Origin of the sequence: Bacteroides sp. AF32-8BH (genome assembly GCF_003435205.1) — a bacterium.
Classification (GTDB): Bacteria; Bacteroidota; Bacteroidia; order Bacteroidales; family Bacteroidaceae; genus Bacteroides; species Bacteroides ovatus.
This window is the reverse complement of sequence record NZ_QVLZ01000071.1, coordinates 1-19,598: the sequence shown is the minus strand read 5'-3', so window position 1 is coordinate 19,598 and position 19,598 is coordinate 1. Positions and strand designations below refer to the sequence as shown.

18 protein-coding genes, 1 tRNA gene and 1 pseudogene are annotated in these 19,598 nt (G+C 35.0%); 19 read left to right on the top strand and 1 reads right to left on the bottom strand.

Annotated features, from left to right (window positions below; genetic code table 11):
* Positions 1-111 precede the first annotated feature (111 nt).
* The 15 genes and pseudogenes from DWZ47_RS28850 (at position 112) to DWZ47_RS28780 (ending at position 14,068) form a co-directional block, all read left to right on the top strand.
* A complete protein-coding gene (locus DWZ47_RS28850; RefSeq protein ID WP_233525131.1) occupies positions 112-1,110 on the top strand; it encodes a hypothetical protein in 999 nt (332 codons plus the stop codon).
* 246 nt (positions 1,111-1,356) lie between these two features.
* Positions 1,357-1,845, top strand: a complete 489-nt coding sequence (locus tag DWZ47_RS28845) for a hypothetical protein (protein WP_007754370.1) — start codon at positions 1,357-1,359, stop codon at positions 1,843-1,845.
* A 67-nt stretch (positions 1,846-1,912) separates the two neighbouring features.
* Positions 1,913-2,089 (top strand): hypothetical protein, encoded by a 177-nt coding sequence (locus DWZ47_RS28840; protein WP_015531307.1) that lies wholly within the window; start codon positions 1,913-1,915, stop codon positions 2,087-2,089.
* Positions 2,073-3,878: a DEAD/DEAH box helicase family protein gene (locus tag DWZ47_RS28835; RefSeq protein ID WP_117515562.1), complete on the top strand. Its 1,806-nt coding sequence runs from the start codon at positions 2,073-2,075 to the stop codon at positions 3,876-3,878. The genes DWZ47_RS28840 and DWZ47_RS28835 overlap by 17 nt, the downstream gene beginning before the upstream one ends.
* A 220-nt stretch (positions 3,879-4,098) precedes the next feature.
* Complete coding sequence (locus DWZ47_RS28830; protein WP_233525130.1) at positions 4,099-5,382, top strand: DEAD/DEAH box helicase family protein; 1,284 nt, start codon at positions 4,099-4,101, stop codon at positions 5,380-5,382.
* Complete coding sequence (locus tag DWZ47_RS31185) at positions 5,346-5,912, top strand: hypothetical protein (RefSeq protein ID WP_118024051.1); 567 nt, start codon at positions 5,346-5,348, stop codon at positions 5,910-5,912. The genes DWZ47_RS28830 and DWZ47_RS31185 overlap by 37 nt, the downstream gene beginning before the upstream one ends.
* 146 nt (positions 5,913-6,058) lie before the next feature.
* Positions 6,059-6,484, top strand: a pseudogene (locus DWZ47_RS31455) (GIY-YIG nuclease family protein); the annotation flags it as partial.
* 112 nt (positions 6,485-6,596) lie between these two features.
* A complete protein-coding gene (locus tag DWZ47_RS28820; RefSeq protein ID WP_117515558.1) occupies positions 6,597-8,180 on the top strand; it encodes a hypothetical protein in 1,584 nt (527 codons plus the stop codon).
* 1,152 nt (positions 8,181-9,332) lie between these two features.
* Complete coding sequence (locus DWZ47_RS28810; protein WP_004320912.1) at positions 9,333-10,355, top strand: DUF3871 family protein; 1,023 nt, start codon at positions 9,333-9,335, stop codon at positions 10,353-10,355.
* Between the two features lie 283 nt (positions 10,356-10,638).
* The gene (locus DWZ47_RS28800; RefSeq protein ID WP_117515556.1) at positions 10,639-11,274 is read left to right on the top strand and encodes a recombinase family protein; all 636 of its coding nucleotides are present in this window, start codon (positions 10,639-10,641) and stop codon (positions 11,272-11,274) included.
* Positions 11,275-11,850: 576 nt separating this feature from the next.
* Entirely contained in the window at positions 11,851-12,336 is a 486-nt protein-coding gene (locus tag DWZ47_RS28795; protein WP_117515554.1) for a hypothetical protein, read from the top strand.
* Positions 12,337-12,346: 10 nt separating this feature from the next.
* Positions 12,347-12,586, top strand: a complete 240-nt coding sequence (locus DWZ47_RS28790; RefSeq protein WP_117515552.1) for a hypothetical protein — start codon at positions 12,347-12,349, stop codon at positions 12,584-12,586.
* A 12-nt stretch (positions 12,587-12,598) separates the two neighbouring features.
* Complete coding sequence (locus DWZ47_RS28785) at positions 12,599-12,970, top strand: hypothetical protein (RefSeq protein WP_061447994.1); 372 nt, start codon at positions 12,599-12,601, stop codon at positions 12,968-12,970.
* A gap of 9 nt (positions 12,971-12,979) precedes the next feature.
* Positions 12,980-13,132, top strand: coding sequence for a hypothetical protein (locus tag DWZ47_RS30795; protein WP_182281667.1), 153 nt, complete (start codon positions 12,980-12,982; stop codon positions 13,130-13,132).
* 12 nt (positions 13,133-13,144) lie between these two features.
* Complete coding sequence (locus tag DWZ47_RS28780) at positions 13,145-14,068, top strand: hypothetical protein (protein ID WP_117515550.1); 924 nt, start codon at positions 13,145-13,147, stop codon at positions 14,066-14,068.
* Between the two features lie 245 nt (positions 14,069-14,313).
* On the opposite strand, the gene DWZ47_RS28775 is transcribed toward DWZ47_RS28780, so the two are convergent.
* Positions 14,314-14,387, bottom strand: a tRNA-Met gene (locus DWZ47_RS28775).
* Positions 14,388-14,611: 224 nt separating this feature from the next.
* Here DWZ47_RS28775 and DWZ47_RS28770 point away from each other — a divergent pair.
* The 4 genes from DWZ47_RS28770 (at position 14,612) to DWZ47_RS28755 (ending at position 19,472) form a co-directional block, all read left to right on the top strand.
* Positions 14,612-14,998 (top strand): START-like domain-containing protein, encoded by a 387-nt coding sequence (locus DWZ47_RS28770; RefSeq protein WP_008999058.1) that lies wholly within the window; start codon positions 14,612-14,614, stop codon positions 14,996-14,998.
* Positions 14,999-15,074: 76 nt separating this feature from the next.
* Positions 15,075-16,973 (top strand): LptF/LptG family permease, encoded by a 1,899-nt coding sequence (locus tag DWZ47_RS28765; RefSeq protein WP_004299083.1) that lies wholly within the window; start codon positions 15,075-15,077, stop codon positions 16,971-16,973.
* A gap of 5 nt (positions 16,974-16,978) precedes the next feature.
* A complete protein-coding gene (locus DWZ47_RS28760) occupies positions 16,979-18,196 on the top strand; it encodes a bifunctional 3,4-dihydroxy-2-butanone-4-phosphate synthase/GTP cyclohydrolase II (protein WP_004299085.1) in 1,218 nt (405 codons plus the stop codon).
* 82 nt (positions 18,197-18,278) lie between these two features.
* Complete coding sequence (locus DWZ47_RS28755) at positions 18,279-19,472, top strand: pyridoxal phosphate-dependent aminotransferase (RefSeq protein ID WP_004306402.1); 1,194 nt, start codon at positions 18,279-18,281, stop codon at positions 19,470-19,472.
* The last annotated feature ends 126 nt before the right edge of the window (positions 19,473-19,598 follow it).

Sequence of the window (19,598 nt, the reverse complement as noted above, 5' to 3'; positions counted from 1 at the left end):
TTTGAAAATGAGCAGATAGATGAAGCAATGAAGAATCTTCTTTAAAATAAAATGTCGCTTTGCTTTTATGGTGAAGCGACATTTTTTATTTTTGTGACAAAGTTTGAAAATATGGAATATCAAATAATACCAATCAATACGATAAAACGAATCGAATCATGGCTGAATAGTGAAGTGGGATTCAGCCGTTCAATGTTTCATAATGAACTGGACTATATATCTGATGTATATCTTTTGGGTAATAAGTTCCCAATGGAAATACAGGATTTGTACTTGTCAATAAAGAAGGAAGAGCAGGAGATTCCCTATCCTAATTGCGGGACAGATGAGGATAAATATGAATTCAGCATGACTGTGGGAAAGAATTTAGTCCTTGAAAGTGGTAATTTTAAAGCCGAGTATATTGAAACGTTGTGGAATACATACAATAAAAATGAAGACGAAGTCTATGAACAGCAAGACCAAGATGTATTTTACGCTATTCTTCTTATTGTAAGTATCTACTATAAATACACACAGACCAATGGCTATTTTGATTTTGAGGATTATATTGCTGACTCAACGCAACTAAAGTATAGTTATTCTGTTAGACCGGATATGCTACGTCTTTACAAGATGTTTCATGAGAAGAAAAAGACCAAGAGTAATATTGTCACGATTGAATATAACAAACAGAAAATAGAACTTACGAATGATGATAGTTGGTTTCTCAATATGATAACTCCATATCTTGATAAATATTTAGGAGTTTCAACTTTGGAAGAAGCGGAAACGGAATTGGATAAAGATTATCCCAGTATAGGTAAAAGAGGGAGGAAGCGCGAAAATGCGATACTTGATACGATAACTCTTAGCATATATAACCTACTACGCCACTCATCATTTGCAGCCAAAGGTAAAGGATTAACAGATAACGAGGGGAATTTTATTCTTGGGTTACTGAAATATCTCAAACTGATTGATGAGGACAGTCCTAAAAATGACATATTGAATTTGCGGGCTACAATCAGGAACTTACAAAAATATGAAGTTCGTCCAAATTGGTGGAAAATTCCCATGTGCAAAACGTCTCCCAATAATCCGGTTGAACATTTAAAATCATATTGGTAAAACATATAAAGATAAAAAATGATAGCCTTTATTTAATTGATGATTATTGTGTAAATATATATAATTTGTTGATATATTGTGATTTATGATATTTGTGATTACATAAAGAATTAAGCATAAAAAAAAGGATTTCTTTATGTTTTTTTCTTCATTTCATACGCTTCTATTTCTCCGTAGTTTTGCAGTGTAATCAAAAACAAAGGTGCGCACCTCGTTTGAGATTCATTAATGTTTAATTTAAAAAAAATGAAGATTATGAATTTGGAATTTGTAGAAAAGAAAGTAGTTAAGTCTTATGATAATGAAGGTGCAATGCAAACTGTAAAGGCAATGATGAAAAGAGGTGAGCAATTGAATGTTAAGTTTTACACTAACAAGGATAACTATCCATGTGCTTGGATTGAATCCAAAAAGATTCAAGGTTTCTGTTTGATATTGAATCAAGAAGGATTAAGTTGGTTACGTACTTATTTGGAAACAGGAGAAGCGGAAGATTTTGGTTTTAATCCTAATAGTGTTACGGCTTATGGTGAAGGAGAAGATAAGGATTTTCAACTATCAATTTTTAAGCAACTGATTTTAGCGGGAAAAGCATTACAATTTGTTCCTACGTTTCGTGAGTATGGAGCGAAAATTACTGCCAGTGCTTTTTTCAGAAAAGGAAAGATTTTCTTCCGGTTGGAAAGGACAGAAGAGTTATATGATTATTTATTGGAAAAAGAATTGATAGCATAATTGAATTATTAACGGGGGAAGGCGCAATTCCTTCCCTATATTTATAAATCTATTAAAATTTAAAATTATGAAAAAGTTAAATGTAAAGCCAGTAGAAGAGTTGTCCCAGTTCATTAATGAAGCTAATACTCCTGGAAATTTGTTGCAAGATGCACCTGATTTTGATGCAATCAAGCAGGAAGAATACGAAAATGAAGGAATGGATGTGATAGACGTTAATGAGGAAGATGACAATAGAAATTAATCTTAGTGAGCTCGGTAAGGTGCAATACCTTACCGAAGTTCTTCCCGAAATTCCCACGAATACTATTCTTTATAAGAAGTTGACCGGACTTGGTGCTACCTATGGAGAAATCACAGCAAAACGTAACTCGATTATCATTGAGCCGAATGTTCCTGTTATAATTGGTAAGTGCAATGACCCTAAGCATAAAGATGATAATCTGTTCGGAGTATATGAAGGTGTATATACTGACGATATTGTAAACTACTTGGAGAAGAGCAAGAAGAAGTATTATAAGATACTTACTACTCCCGAAAGTTTTCAGAAAGTAAAGGATGCATTTGAAGAACTGGAAATGAGTGCGTATTGTTCTTGCTTCCTTCTGTTCGATGAATGTCATAAACTAGTGAAGGATGCAGATTACCGAAGTGATATAACTCTACCGATAGATGATTTTTTTAAGTTTGACCAAAAAGCACTGGTTTCTGCTACACCGATAGAATTGAATGACCCTCGATTTAAGGAACAGAATTTTGAGACGATAGAGATACAGCCGACTTTCGATTATAAAAAGGAGATTTGGCTTCATCATACGAATAATACGCTGCAAGCATTTAAAGATACACTATCCAAGCTAAACAATGAGGAAGCTACACCACTTTCGATTTGTGTATTTATCAATTCAACTGATATTATATATTCATTGATGAAGCAACTAGATTTATTGGAAGATTCCGCAGTCTTTTGTGCCCCTAAGAGTGTTGATAAGTTGAGAAGGAATAAATTTACCAATGCCTATGAACAGTGCAGCATTGATAAGATGAAACGGTACAATTTTTTCACTAGCCGTTTTTTCAATGCTGTGGATATTGAGTTAGAACAGAAACCTCATGTAATAATGTTAACCGATGTTTACTTTGCGGAACATACAATGATAGACCCTTATACTGATGCTATCCAGATGGTTGGACGATTCAGAAATGGTGTATCATCAATTACACATATTAGTAATGTTAAAGAAGGTATACCACAAAGAACGAAAGAAGAAATAAAAGGATATATTGTTTGCAGCAAGGAGATATATCGAACAATGAAGAACTTTTATGATTGTGCAACAGACAGGGCTTCCCGTGATGCTTACCGTGCTGCACTGGAAAGTCTTCCTTTTAATAAGATGCTTGATAGGAACGGAAGAGAGAATTGGTTTGCAATAGACAACTACATAGATGAGGAACTGATGAAAAATTATTATTACGATAAGGGCTCTCTAAACGAGGCATACGATAATTGTGATTCATTTATTTCTTATCAACATGGATTTTACTATTCGGTAGGTGACTTTGAGCGGCTAAAGAGGGAAAATAAATCTCAATCCATTAAAGACAAGCGTAAAGAGATAGTCCGCCAGTTGGAGATGTTGGGAAATTGTGTTACTGAAATGGAACTGGAATACAAACGGGATTTGATTGCGGCTGATTCATTTATTGTTGAAGCTTATGATACGGTAGGTAAGGAAGTGATTGAAAAACTCAAATATTCCAAAAAGAAAATCACGGAAGCCATGATACAGAAGCAATACAGCGAGAAGGCAACCGGAACAGAGGTAATCCGCTTAATAAAGAACTCATTTACTGTTGGTCAAAAATACACTCGTAAATATACAAAAGAAGAAATAAAGCGAATTTATGCTCTATTGAATATACATCCCCCTAAAGCCATAACAAGTAAGACTATAAGCGATTTTTTTATGGTGTCCGAATGTAAAGTTAAAGGTGAAAGATGTTATTTGTTGATTGAGGAAATCCTATAATGTGAAGGACATTTTTACCGGAAAAATACTTTTATAGACCCTGTTCGAAAAATGTCCTATTTCGAGGATGCTATTTTTTGTCGATTTTTCTCGTTACATTTTTTTGCAGATTATAGCTATATAAAAAATATGGAAAGTCAGGAAAATAGTAGTACAGGTATTTATAAAGTATTAATTTTGTAGTCGATGATAGCGTTACAATTTTTTCTGAATAATAGATATGAAAAAACTAGAAATCCAAGAACATGACGGCTTTCTTGATTTAGAAGACCTTCCTCATAATTGTATCTTTAATAAGGTAGTCACAGGTTGTGGTGGAACAACAATTGCTCTTAAAAATGGTGAGAATTATGTGATTGCAGTTCCTACCACTGAATTGATAGAAAACAAGTGTTATCCGCCTAAAGATGAGAACGGAAATAGTATTGTGTGGAAGGCTGAAAATAGAAAGGCAGGATTGAGTCCGGTTAGAAATCTTTTCGGATTGTATGGTACATTCACTCCTACGTTGAAGAAAGAACTGAAAGCATATCTTTCTAAAGAAGGAGCGAAAAAGATAATGTGCACTTATGATAAGATACCTTCTCTTGTTTCTCTTCTTACTCCCAAAGAGTATCGGTTGTTGGTTGACGAGTATCATAACCTCTTGAAAATATATTCTTATAGAAAAGAAGCCGTAGAAGGAGTATTGGAACATTTTAACGAGTTTAAATCATTTTGTTTCATGTCTGCTACTCCTATTGCTATGGATTTTAAACCGGATGCTTTAAAAGACGTGGAAGAATATATTGCTGATTGGGAGCATATAGAGCCTTTAATGATTCTACCTTACCAAACTAATAAGCCTTATTACTTTGCTGCAAATCTTATTGAAACGTATCGGAGACAGGGATATATCGAAAGAGGTGAACTTAAATCATACGAAGCTTACTTCTTTATAAACAGTGTCACAGATATAAAGAAAATATTGGAACATACTCATCTTACAAATGATGATTGCAGAATTATTTGTGCTGATGAAGCCAAGAACCGCAAGACATTAGGTGAATATCGAATATCTAGTTCTACGGATGCACCAAAGAAATTTAATTTCATAACTTCCAAATCGTTTGAAGGCGTGGATTTTTATTCTGAAACAGGTATCTGTTATGTGGTAAGTAATATTTATAATGAATATACTTTATTAAGTGTTGATATGGATATTCCCCAAATTGCAGGGAGAATAAGAAATACAAATAATCCGTTTAGAAATTTAGTCGTTCATCTTTTTAATACAAGACCAAAAGACTACTATGAAAATTATGAAAAGGCAAAAAAGGAGATAAAAGAAGCATTGGAATATGCTAAAGAAAGGGCTACTGCATATAACCGCCTTTCGATAGGAGCAAGAAAGCAACAAAAGTCAGATTTAAGTAAATCCTCATTTCTCAAATATGATAAAAAAATGATGAGTTTATTGTTAATGATATGGCAGCTAAAGTTGTACTCTATAATTATAGATTAATGAATAGCATATATCGTTCACAGAAAGATTTAGTTGCTGAATATGAGAGGGCGGGTATATTACATTCCAAAGTGGAATGGGTGCAACTAGATGACAACTTTATAAAGCCTGCTTGTAAGAAGCCTACATTCTTGGAAACATTTATCTTGTATGCTGATATGAAATATTGTTTGGATATTGAAGCAAAACAGAGCATTGAAAAAGAATATCCTTTCATAAGAGACGCTTTGTGTAAATTGGGAGTGGAACAGGTAAAAAAAATAAAAAGTGCGAAGGCTGTAAAAGCTGCTCTTGAAGCTTTAAAAAAAGAGAATGTTTGTGCTGATAGTGATATTGGTCAACAACTGAAAATATTATTAACGGTTGGTACATTTATGCCTTCTACGGAACTGAAGGCGATTGCACAACAATTTGGAATGAAGAAGCCTACGGACTTGAAAGAATGGGTTGAGCTAGAGTCTGATACTCAGCGAATTAAGGGAAATCCAACCAAAGGGTATTGGATAAATGAAATAAATGATTTAAAATGAAGGAGTTACAAATGAGTGAAATAGATGAAGTTGAAATAGATAAGCAAAGTATTGCGCTGGATGACCGACTATCAAATGAGCTGTATTTAAAAAAAACAGATGAAGAATTGTTGGAAAATATCCCCCAATAATCTGGCTATTATTGTTCCAAAATAGAAAATGAGACAGTTCTTCCTGTATATTATAGAGAGAATAAGGAGAATCTCGATTGCATAATCTATATTGGTAAGGCGGAAGGGAGAAATGGGCTTTTACAACGGATAAAGCAAGAATTATTGGGAAAAGGGCATGGAACATTTTTTAGAAGCATTGGCACGATATTAGAAATTCCTGTAATGGGAAAATCTATTGGTAGGAGAATTTGTAATTTCAAATTTATAAATAATAAACTAATAATTGAATGGATAAAGAAAAATATTTTGATTAATGATGTGTTTTGTCCTATTTTGAAGATTAAATGTAATAATGTAATAATTTCAATCGAACAAAAACTGATTAAAAAGCATGCTTCTTTATGTAATTATAATCCTGCTCCTTCAAAGGTTTTACATGATAACAGAAGGAAAATATAATAAAAGCTAGAAAAGAGTGAAGCTTATATCAATAGAGTGATAATAGAACTGCTGCTTGAGTGGATATATTTAAAAAGTAAATAGTATAAACAATGAAAATAATTAATATGATATGACGAATGAAGAATTTTGCTTTAAAAAAGAATTAGATTTGGCAAGAAAAAAATTCATATCAGATGGTTGGATAACTTTGTATAGTCATTCATGCTATCTGGAAAATAAAGTGTCTCTTACTGTTTTTTCATATTTGGTTACAAACGAAACTGTTTGTGATAAATGTATGACAGATTATTGTTGGGATATAAGTATGGGAAGTGGTAGAATTGCTGTTTACGGAGATAATTCATATTTTTCTTTTGCAAAAGAAGGAATAGAACCAATTATATATGTGAAAGAATTTAAAACAAATGGTAATTATATACGTTATAATGATATATCAGAAGAGCTAATTTGTTATTTCAATCTACTTGAAAACTGTAATAATAAACAAAATCGAAAATATTTATTTATTGATGATAATGGTGACACAGATGAAGTCATAATTGTGACAGAAGAAAAAGTGTCTATGAAGCTTAAATATCTGCAAGAATATTTGGCTATACGAAAAATAAACCTAATCATATGTTTTGATTTTGTATGTCAATTAAATTCGGACTTATGTACTTTTGATATTGAATACAAAGATGATGTTAAAAATGAAAATGATTTGGTATATAATGCTCAAATAAGGTGTTTAATGAATGATTACCATAGTTTGGTAATTGGAAAATCGCTACTGAAACATGGTAATATTAAAACTATTGGGTGTCATTATGACATAAAAAAGCAATATGAGAATTTTATTGTTGGATACGATGAGGTTGGTAATGAAGCGTTGTTGACATGTGAACGTACGGCTGAAAATTACTTTAAACTTACTTATTTTAAAAAGGAAGTATTGGATAAATATTATAATAATCCTTCTTTATATAAAGTTGATGGTTTTAGCATTTCATCTGATTATTTCTCTTTAAAGATTGATAATAATAATGAGAATTATGTTGCGGTTTTTTTAGTTGAATTAAGCTGTTTACCTTACAAGGAACAAAAATATTGGAAATCCTTTAATGTTTCGCCTCAGTCTGGAATGGGAATAAGTAAATCTTATTATAGAACAATGATTGAAGGTAATTGGACTGAGAATAATGAAGCCTTGGACTTATATTTCAAAGACTTATATGAAGAATTCGATAGATTGTGGAGTGATAAATTTGGATGGACATTATTTAAACCTTTAAATAAGGAGCAGAAATATGTATTTGCTTCTCTTCATCTTTTACCAAACAATGAAGCTAAATCTTTTTGTGAATTAGTTCAATCTATGGCTTTGTTATTAATAGATTGTATAAATGATGAAATTACAAAAAATATTGAACTTGACCCAGGTGATAGAGGGATAATTAAGTTGAAAAAGTTTTTTGCATCTCATCATTTGACAGTTTCTCCTTTAATAGAATATTTTAAATATTTACAAGATTTACGTTCTTGCATTACACCTGCTCATCGATTTAGTGAATCAAATAAGACTGCTAAGAAGGCAATAAGATATTTTGGTTTAAATCTAGACTTTTCTAACGCAAAAGAGGTGGGAAATGAAATATTTGTGAAGTCTATTTACACATTAAATACGTTGATTAAAGCATTTTCCTTAAAATGACTTTTAAGGAAAGGTGTTACTGTTGGAGTGTTATGTAATGAACTAATTTTTATGTGTTGGATTTTGGAAAATGGTAACTGGTAACTGTGAATACCAATAACCTATTTACTTATGCTTTTCTGTAAAACTTGCAATAATACAAAATTAGCCACAGGCGAGTACACCTACAAATATGCTCAACTGCGGCTTTTTTGTGTTGATATATTATTTCTTCTTGTAAGAGGGTGGCAGCTTTAGTTTTGCCAGTCGCTCGTATAGTTCTGCATACTTCTTTTTTTAATAATCTCTGTCTATTTTGATTGTTACCTTGCGATTAACAATGTGTTCTGTTGTTTCATCTGTAAGGGTGGTACTTGTGTCAGGTGCTATTGGGATTCTTGTCTCAATCATGGGATTTTAAATAAAATGTTTTTCTAATGTGGTTAATCTGTATTCTCTGTTTCTGATAGCCTTGTGTCTGTAACCATACACCGATATGGACTTTATTATCTCTGATTCCGTATTTTAAGGCTAATTCACGTAATTCTTGATAGGTATATACTTCTGACATGGTAGGTAATATAAAGAAATTTTCATAACCACAAGCGGTAGGGCAGACGTCAAATTGCCCTACTTTTTATGGTTATGCTACAAAAATGAAAAAGGTCGTCTAATACTAGTATATAGGCGACTGCAATAAAATCTATCAGACATGGCTTTATCTATGAAAGACTGCGAAGAAATGAATTTACCACATTGATAGTAATTGGGAAATGGAGATAAAAAGCCCTCAATGCAATACGGTAATCCTTCCTTCATGGGATACACAAATTTACGAATAATTGGGGAAGCTAAAAAATGAATGATACTCATTTTTCAAACATTGGTTGTATGGTTATGCCACATTCTGTAATGGTCTAAAGTAGTTCCATTTGTGGAGAGTAGAAAGATATGCGTGCAATAAAGTATAGGTACTTATATATAATCCCCCCCCTACCTATAAAAATAGGAGCTTAAATATATATCAGCTTATTTCTCCTATGATTTACTGAATTGAAAGTTACATGAGCGCATGAACAGTACCCTCTAACACCCCCCGAGGGTAGTTGGAGAGAAACGAAATATCTATTTTCCACGTAATCAATTTATAAATCATTTAAAATTTTATTCGTTATGAGAAATCTACAAATTATTGGCAATGTGCCACAGGTAAGAAGGGAAAGTAACTTTGGTGAGTATGCAGAAGAAGCGGTAATAATCGAAGAGCCAGTAAAGCCCAAAAGGGTAAATCACTTTATAGAAGCAAACTCTGTGGAGGTTACTTTAGACCATTTAAAGAATGATAATGTGATACCAGTTTTCAGCAAGGATAATGAACTGACTATTTCGCATCCACAATTCATTGAAACGGTTTGGGAAGCGGCTAATTCATTTTATAGTGGTGAACAAATCGAGCAACCAGATATAAGGTGCAGTCATGTGGTAAAAGGGAGACGTCCAGAGTCCATTAACAAGCCAAAGAACCTGTTAACGGAAGCTGACACTACCCAGTATTACGAAAGATGTGCTTTTGCCATAGATATTCCATCTATTTATGAAAATGTATCTGGCAACAGGCTTAATCTTTCTATAGTTGGCGTTCGTGCCTTGAATAGAGAGAATCTGGCAACTAAGAAAAGTCCAGAGTTGTTTAGACTGGCTGTATCATTCAAGAATACCGTATGCTGTAACATGTGCGTGTTCACAGACGGATATAAGGATGATATAAAGGTAATGAGCACAAAAGAACTGTTTAGGGCTACATTGGAACTACTTAATAATTTTAATACAGCCAAAAACATACATTTGTTGCAAACGCTTGGTAACTCATATCTCACAGAACATCAATTTTGCCAATTACTTGGAAGAATGAGATTTTATCAATCATTACCACAAGGCTATCAAAAAGATATTCCACGTATGTTATTTACTGATACACAGGTTAACAATGTGGCTAGGGCTTATATCAATGATGAGAACTTTGGCAGCTTGGGAAATGATATAAGTATGTGGAAATTGTATAATTTGTTAACTGGAAGCAATAAGTCAAGCTACATTGATAGTTTTTTGGATAGAGCGATAAATGCAACCGAAATAGCAACGGGAATAAATGCCGCTTTGCATGGAGACACTAAATATAAGTGGTTTATTGATTGATTAAACAGGGGAATATTCAGAAATGGGTATTCTCCTATTTTATTAACTACGTAAAACAAAGAATCATGTTCTATTATAAGATACTCGTTTGGCTCTTTTGGGTGGTATTGTCTTTTATAACAGGTTGTGTTCCGTTAATCTTGCTTATTCTTTTAGTTGGCTTATGGGATATTGAAGAAGCGAATAAACCTCGTTAGTGTTCAAAATAGAAATGTGTTCAAATAAATCTGCAAAGTTGGTTTGAACACATTCTTTCATGTTATCAATTTAATCAAAGAATAAAATGAAAACAGCCGTAATATATGCCCGTGTTTCGTCAAGTAATGACAGACAGGACACAAGCAGACAAATAGAGGATTTAAAGAAATATGCTATTTCACAGGGTATAGAAATTGTGAATATATTCCAAGAGCATATTTCAGGTGCAAAGAAAATAGAGGAAAGACAGATTTTAGGAGAATGTTTGGAATACTGTAAACGTGAATCTGTGAATATCCTACTTTTGTCTGAATTGTCAAGACTAGGGAGAAGTACATTACAGGTTCTTCGCTCTTTGGATATATTGCATGAATCGAAAGTATCGGTTTACATACAGAACTTGGGCTTATATACTTTGCAACCAAATGGGGAAGTTAATCCAATAGCGTCTATCATGGTGACAGTACTTGCAGAAATGGCAAATATCGAAAGAAGCAATATCCAATACCGTTTGAATAGTGGTAGGGCAAATTATATTGCCAAAGGTGGTAAACTTGGCAGAAAGACAGGTTCAACCAAAACGGATGATAAGAAGAAAGAAGAATATAAAGAAGTCATTGCTTTATTAAGAAAAGGCTATTCAATCAGAAATATAGCTAAGCTACAAAGTATTGGTATTTCAACCGTTCAACGGATAAAAAATCAGTTTATAAAGCCATAAGCATAAAATATTGGTGGGGTGGAAAAATTCAGAGATTTAGTTTTTATATGGGCAGTCTTGAATTTTTCCACTACCATGGATTTATAAAGCAGAGATATCTCTCAACTTTTAATAAACAATAGTTCTTGCTATTACAAACGCTTTTTGTAACTTTGTGGCAATTTCAGATACCTAATGTGTTAGGGCTGAAAGGACATATTAGTTAACGAAGAGCGTTTAAGATATTATCTCATATTGGAATCTGGACAATTTCGAAGGTTGAAGATAATAGGCAAGAACGCTCACGTCAATGTTATATACCTATCTTGTTAAGATAGTCTATATATCGTTTGGCGTGGGCTATTGTTTATTATTCAACCTTGGGCAGTCCAGAGCCTCAATATGATAATATTCAATAGTTCCCACGCTTTTCTCATTGTGTAATACTATCCAAAGGGAACAGGGTAGATAAAACGATATATAACTACGAATCAGACATTAAGAAACAACTTTTGCTACTATCTTTTAAGTAGCCAACTCAATTTTTGAGCAGCTTATACTACAAATTGAATTATTAATCAAAAAATAAAAAGCAATATGAAAAAACTATTTATTGGATTATCCTTTATATTTTCGTTTATGCTATTCTCCTGTAATAACATCCAAAGTAATCAAAGAGTAGATGATAAGGAAGAACAAAAACAAACGGCAACAAAAGAAGAAGTGCGTAATAATATTGCAAAATATCTTGTGATTGAACGCGAAGAGCCTCAGCCTGTTGGGAGAGCAGTAAGATTGAACAACAAGAAAGAGAATGTTTTTCAAGCCACTTTTTTTGATATTTCCGTTTTCTCTGCATTGTTAGCACAATGGGGAGCTAAACCACCCACATATTGGGTTTTGAAGAATTATTCGGATTTTACAATAGATAAGGTTGTCATGGAATATGTTGATACAGAAGGAAATGTACAAGTATTGACCGAAACTTTTTTAGCAGGAAATGCCAAAAGACATTTGATTGATGTAAACAAAGGTGGAAAGCCATACATAATTACTATAAAAAGTAAGGCTTTGGATTTATAAAACAGATAATATGGAGAGAAAAATAGTATTAGCAATATTTGCACCTGCACTTGTTGCATTGGCAATGAGAATAGCACTTTTTATATTGGCACTTCCTATTTTTGGAATTGCGTTTATTGAACCATCTTTTCAATATGATGCAGAAGAACTTGCGGGATTCAATATGTTTATATGGGATGAATCATGGCTATACTGGATATTGGTTTTATTGGGGACATTCTATGTTGAAATGAAAATTTTTAATGATTAATTCGTTCTTTATATGGTAAAATATATATTTTTATTTGTCTTTGCACTATTTACGAATATTGGAATAATGGCTCAATCTCCACAGTCCCCTAAAAGAACTGTCTTAGATTTTACGCCTAAAGTTCCGCAAGAAGTCATTAATCTTGCATTGGAAAGAGTTAAACAGAAAGAAGTTGCTTGTTTTAATAATGGAACAACTCAAAAAAAGAAGTATAAGATTATAAATTATACTACTTCAGTAGCTGTTGATATGAAATATAATGTTTGGATAGAAGTCGTTGACCCTTGTAATGATATTGCTAAGAAACTTTGGATTCAATATAAAAAAACTAAGGAGGGACAGTACATTTGCACAAAAGATACTTTTTATACTAGTAAATATTAACTAAATCTTATGGGAGCAGTAATAGGAATTGTAATTTATGCAATAATAGCATATATAACTTGTCCACGTAAAGAAAATGGAAGTTTTGAAGAAGGAGCAATAGCATTGTATATCATCGTTCCTGTTGTGGTTTTGGCGATTTATCTTATATGTAATAATTAGAAAAAAAAGTCCATGAGGAAAATTTTATATTGCATATTACCAATCTTCTTATGTTCTGTTTTATCTTGTGATAGGAAAAAACAATCAAGTGAACAGGATATGAAAGATTCGTTAGCAGCAGCTAACTTTATGAAATGTGCAAAGTTTTTGTATAATACTTTGTTTGATGATGAGCTTAAATGCTTTAAACCACGTATTTTTATAAAGTACAGGCAACCTGTAAATGGCTATGATGTAACTGTTATGTGTTTGCCGTATAACTATACTTATGATAAAGAGAGGGAGACTGAAATATGGGGAAATGCACTATTGTATTTTGAAAAGGAAGATAACAGATTCTATATTTATAATGAAAGCTTTTCTGACAGTGTTCTTTATTATGTAAACGAACAAGAAGTTAGAGATAACATGATATTAGAATTGGACTATTTGCCTAAATCAAAAAATGAATATTTGAGTCATAACTCACCATTCTTTTTCTCTGATGTGGATTTTGACGGAGAAGAAGAATTAATTATCAATAACTGGAAATGTGGTATAAGACATTGCAATACCTATGATGTTTACAAGATAACCAATAATGACGTGAAGCAACTGACAGAAGCGCCATTTGTTAATCCAACAGGAAAAATCAGCAATTATAATTCAGATTTTGATTCTGTAAATAAAACTATAACAATACACAAAAGAACAGGAAGTGCTTACTATGGTGGTTACTATAAATATAGCTTAGTTAAAAGAGTGGATTTGAATAGTTATGATAGGCTTAGTAAATGTAATGAATTAGAACTGATAGAGGCTAAAATCATAGATTATGATAGAAATACTTCAACTTGTTCATTTAGACGGTATAAAAGGATAAAAGATAGGTTACAGAAAATAGGAGAAGGTAAGTATTATAACGTTTCTGAATATGATACCATTGATATAAAGTAAAAGAGAAAACAGCATTTGAAGTAATTCATTTGCTATTTTTTTTATAGAATAGCAATGTCGTGCAATTGTATTATTAATCTTTTCAATTAAAATTTGAAAGTAAAATAGTATCTTTGTAGAGATAAAATTTGTTGAACCATGTTACATTGAATTTGACGCTGGCGCAAACCATAGCGCAAACCGGAGCTAAAAAAGAAAAAGGCACCCAGAAGTGGAAGCCTCCCAAATGCCTTATTCTTATCAAGTAGCGGGACCCGGGATTGAACCGGGGACCTCATGATTATGAATCATGCGCTCTAACCAGCTGAGCTATCCCGCCATCGTTTCTCGATTGCGGGTGCAAAGATAGATGATTTTTTATAATCTCCAAAACAATTCATAACTTTTTTGTGTTTTTTCTTTAATACGGGTCTTGGTTTTCCCTATAAACAGGGAGTTTGAGGCTCGATGATGAAAGAATAATTAAATAAAGTGTCTGATTTATGCGGTGTATTTAGAAAAAAGTATTTATCTTGGCACACGTAAAAACAATTCGAAATTGCTATGAAAAAGGAAAAGATTCATTTGGAGTATTTGTTGAATGCAACATCTAAAAATATACTTTGGGGGGCTATTAGCACACCGACCGGGTTGGAGGACTGGTTTGCAGACAAAGTTATTTCTGACGATAAAATAGTAGAGTTTCATTGGGGCAAGACAGAACAGAGGAAAGCAGAGATTATTGCCATTCGCTCTTTCTCTTTTATCCGCTTCCGTTGGCAGGATGATGAAAACGAACGCGATTATTTTGAAATCAAGATGACTTATAATGAGCTGACTAGTGACTATGTGTTGGAAATTACCGATTTCGCAGAGCCGGATGAAGTAGCCGATATGAAAGAATTGTGGGAGTCGCAAGTAGCTAAATTAAGAAGAACTTGTGGTTTTTAGTTAACTTTCAACTAAAAATTTTCGATGCTCCTTTTTTTGTGCTAATTTTGCATCCTAATTGCACGAACCTATTAAGATGCTACGCATAAAGAAATTAGATATATTCATCGTAAAGAGTTTTTTGATGCTCTTTATTGGTACATTCTTCATCTGTCTGTTCATATTCATGATGCAGTTCCTGTGGAGATATGTAGACGAATTGGTCGGAAAAGGGTTGGAGATGAGCGTTATGGCTCAATTCTTCTTTTATTCTGCATTAACATTAGTGCCAGTATCGTTGCCATTGGCTGTGCTACTGGCTTCTTTGATTACTTTCGGTAACTTTGGTGAGCGTTATGAATTGCTCGCGATGAAAGCCGCAGGTATTTCTCTCCTTAAAATCATGCGTCCGCTTGCTTTCTTCGTTTGCGGGCTTGTCGGTGTCTCATTCTATTTCCAAAATGTAGTAGGTCCTATTGCCCAGGCTAAATTGGGAACCCTGATTCTTTCGATGAAACAGAAATCTCCGGAGTTGGACATTCCGGAAGGAGTTTTCTATTCTGAAATCAAGGACTATAATTTAAAGGTAGCTAAGAAGAACCGGAAGACCGGTATGCTATATGATGTGCTGATTTATAGTATGAAAGATGGCTTTGAGAAAGCACGTATTATATATGCTGATTCCGGGCGTTTGGAGATGACCGCGGATAAACAGCATCTTTGGCTGCATTTGTATAGCGGAGATTTATTTGAGAATCTGAAAGCTCAAAGTATGAAATCGGAGAATGTACCTTATCGACGCGAGGAATTCAGGGAAAAACATTCCATTATTGAGTTTAATTCCGATTTCAATATGGTTGACGGTGAGATTATGGGTAAGCAGTCCAGTGCTAAGGACATGGCGCAGTTGCAGAGTTCCATTGACTCGATGACGGTTGTGGGAGACAGTATCGGACGACAGTATTACAGGGAAGTGGCAGAAGGAAATTTCCGTCCTTCTTATGGATTGACAAAAGAAGATACGGTCAAAATAGAAAAGGCGGATATCCATGAATATAATGTGGACAGCCTTTACGAAGTAGCCTCTTTAACGCAGAAACAGAAGGTGCTTTCTTCTGCTGTCAGTCGGGCGGAGAATGTGGCCAACGATCTTGGGTTCAAGAAATTCACGATGGAGAACAACGATTATAGTATTCGCAAACATAAGACGGAATGGCATAAGAAGATAACGATTTCACTCTCTTGTCTGCTGTTCTTCTTTATCGGAGCTCCATTGGGTGGAATCATCCGCAAAGGAGGGTTGGGAATGCCGGTAATTGTATCCGTGTTGGTATTTATTATTTACTATATCATTGATAATACAGGATATAAAATGGCCCGTGACGGTAAGTGGATAGTATGGATGGGAATGTGGACAAGTAGTGCGGTCCTTGCCCCATTAGGAGTTTTCCTTACCTATAAATCGAATAAGGATTCTGTTGTGCTTAATGCAGATGCCTATATCAACTGGTTCAAGAAGATTATGGGAATCCGTAGTGTACGCCATATATTTAAGAAAGAAGTGATTATCCATGATCCTGATTATCCACGTCTGACTGGTGATTTGGAACAACTCACAGCAGAGTGCAGAGCGTATGCTGCCAAGAAACGATTGGAAAAAGCACCCAATTACTTTAAATTGTGGATGTCAAGCGAAGATGACAACGAAGTAATGGCTATCAATGAGAAGCTGGAAGCGTTGGTTGAAGAAATGTCCAATACGAAATCTGCCACTTTGATCGGTGCATTAAACAATTATCCGGTTATTTCCGTTTCTGCTCATGTGCGCCCGTTCCATATATATTGGTTGAATCTGGTAGCCGGAGTTATTTTCCCTATCGGTTTATTTTTCTATTTCCGCATCTGGGCGTTCCGCGTTCGTCTGGCTAAGGATATGGAACGGATTATAAAGAACAATGAACAAATTCAATTCATCATACAGAAAATCAATAAATAAGTGTTATGAAAGAGACTATTAAAATGGATAGAATAGAAGATGCGATTGCCGACTTCAAAGAAGGCAAGTTTGTCATAGTAGTGGATGATGAGGACCGCGAAAATGAAGGCGACTTGATTATTGCCGCTGAAAAGATAACTCCCGAGAAAGTGAATTTCATGTTGAAGCATGCGCGTGGGGTGCTTTGTGCACCTGTCACAGTGTCTCGTTGCAAGGAGTTGGATTTGCCGCATCAGGTAAGTGACAATACTTCCGTGTTGGGAACTCCTTTTACGGTTACCATTGACAAACTGGAAGGCTGTACAACAGGTGTTTCTGCTTCCGACCGTGCCGCTACTATTCAGGCGTTGGCCGATCCTACTTCTACACCGGCAACCTTCGGGCGTCCCGGGCACATCAATCCGTTATATGCACAAGAAAAAGGAGTGCTTCGTCGTGCCGGACATACGGAAGCTACGATTGACATGGCTCGTCTGGCAGGACTTTACCCCGCAGGTGCCTTGATGGAAATCATGAGTGAAGATGGAACAATGGCACGTTTGCCCGAACTCCGCCAGATGGCAGATGAACATGGACTGAAACTGATTTCTATCCATGACCTGATTGTCTATCGTTTGAAACAGGAATCCATTGTGGAAAAAGGAGTGGAAGTAAACATGCCTACTGAACACGGGATGTTCCGTCTGATTCCTTTCCGCCAGAAATCAAACGGATTGGAGCACATGGCTATATTTAAAGGTACGTGGAGTGAAGACGAACCTATCCTGGTACGTGTTCACTCATCTTGTGCTACAGGAGATATCCTTGGTTCGCAGCGTTGTGACTGTGGCGAACAGTTGCATAAAGCAATGGAAATGATCGAAAAAGAAGGAAAAGGTGTGGTGGTTTATCTCAATCAGGAAGGACGCGGTATCGGTCTGATGGAAAAAATGAAAGCATACAAGCTCCAGGAAGATGGTATGGATACCGTTGATGCGAATATTTGCTTAGGACATCTTGCTGACGAACGTGATTATGGAGTAGGCGCACAAATCCTTCGTGAACTGGGAGTGCACAAAATGAGACTTTTGACAAATAATCCGGTAAAACGTGTTGGTTTGGAAGCCTATGGATTGGAGATTGTAGAAAACGTGCCTGTTGAAACAGTTCCTAATCCGTATAATGAGCGATACTTGAGAACAAAGAAAGAAAGAATGGGACATACTTTACATTTTAATAAGTAAATTGCCATTTTGTTTTCATATATCAAATATTATCGCTTATTTTGCAGCGATTTTCACTCAACAACAATAAAATAGATACAAAATGAATCAATTATCAGATCGTTTGAACAGCTTGTCGCCATCGGCGACGCTTGCCATGTCGCAAAAGAGCAACGAGCTCAAGGCACAGGGTGTTGATGTTATTAACTTAAGTGTAGGAGAACCGGATTTTAATACTCCTGACCACATCAAAGAAGCTGCGAAAAAAGCCATAGATGATAACTTTTCTCGTTACTCTCCGGTACCGGGTTATCCGGCTTTGCGCAATGCTATTGTTGAGAAACTGAAAAAAGAAAACGGTCTGGAATATACAGCCGCTCAAATTTCGTGTGCCAATGGTGCCAAACAATCTGTTTGTAATACCATCCTTGTATTGGTAAATCCGGGTGACGAAGTCATCGTGCCGGCTCCTTACTGGGTAAGCTACCCGGAAATGGTGAAAATGGCAGAAGGTACTCCTGTAATTGTTTCGGCAGGTATCGAACAAGATTTCAAGATTACTCCAGAACAGCTGGAAGCAGCCATCACTCCGAAGACGAAAGCATTGATTCTTTGTTCTCCGTCTAATCCGACAGGTTCTGTATATACAAAAGAAGAATTGGCCGGATTGTCTGCAGTATTGGCTAAACATCCACAGGTGATCGTAATCGCTGACGAGATTTACGAACATATCAATTATATCGGTGCGCATCAGAGTATCGCTCAATTCCCTGAAATGAAGGAACGTACAGTGATTGTAAACGGTGTATCCAAGGCTTACGCTATGACAGGATGGAGAATCGGTTTCATTGCCGGTCCGGAATGGATTGTAAAAGCTTGCAACAAGTTGCAAGGTCAGTACACTTCAGGTCCTTGCTCTGTTTCTCAAAAAGCTGCTGAAGTTGCATATACAGGAACACAAGAACCGGTAAAAGAAATGCAGAAAGCATTCCAACGCCGTCGTGACCTGATTGTGAAGTTGGCTAAGGAAGTTCCGGGATTTGAGGTAAACGTTCCGCAAGGTGCTTTCTATCTGTTCCCGAAATGCGATGCTTTCTTTGGAAAGAGTAACGGCGAACGTAAGATTGCAGATTCGGATGATTTGGCAATGTACTTGCTTGAAGAAGCTCACGTGGCTTGTGTAGGTGGTGCTTCTTTTGGTGCTCCTGAATGTATCCGTATGAGTTATGCTACAAGCGATGAAAATATCGTAGAGGCTATCCGTCGTATCAAGGAAGCATTAGCTAAATTGAAATAAGAGTTCACCACAGATTACACGGATGAACGCAGATTAAAAGAATATTTATTCATTCGAGAAATAGTTGAATTGTGATGAGGTTGTGTCAAAACGTTGGCACAACCTCTTTTATATTTTACAGTTCTG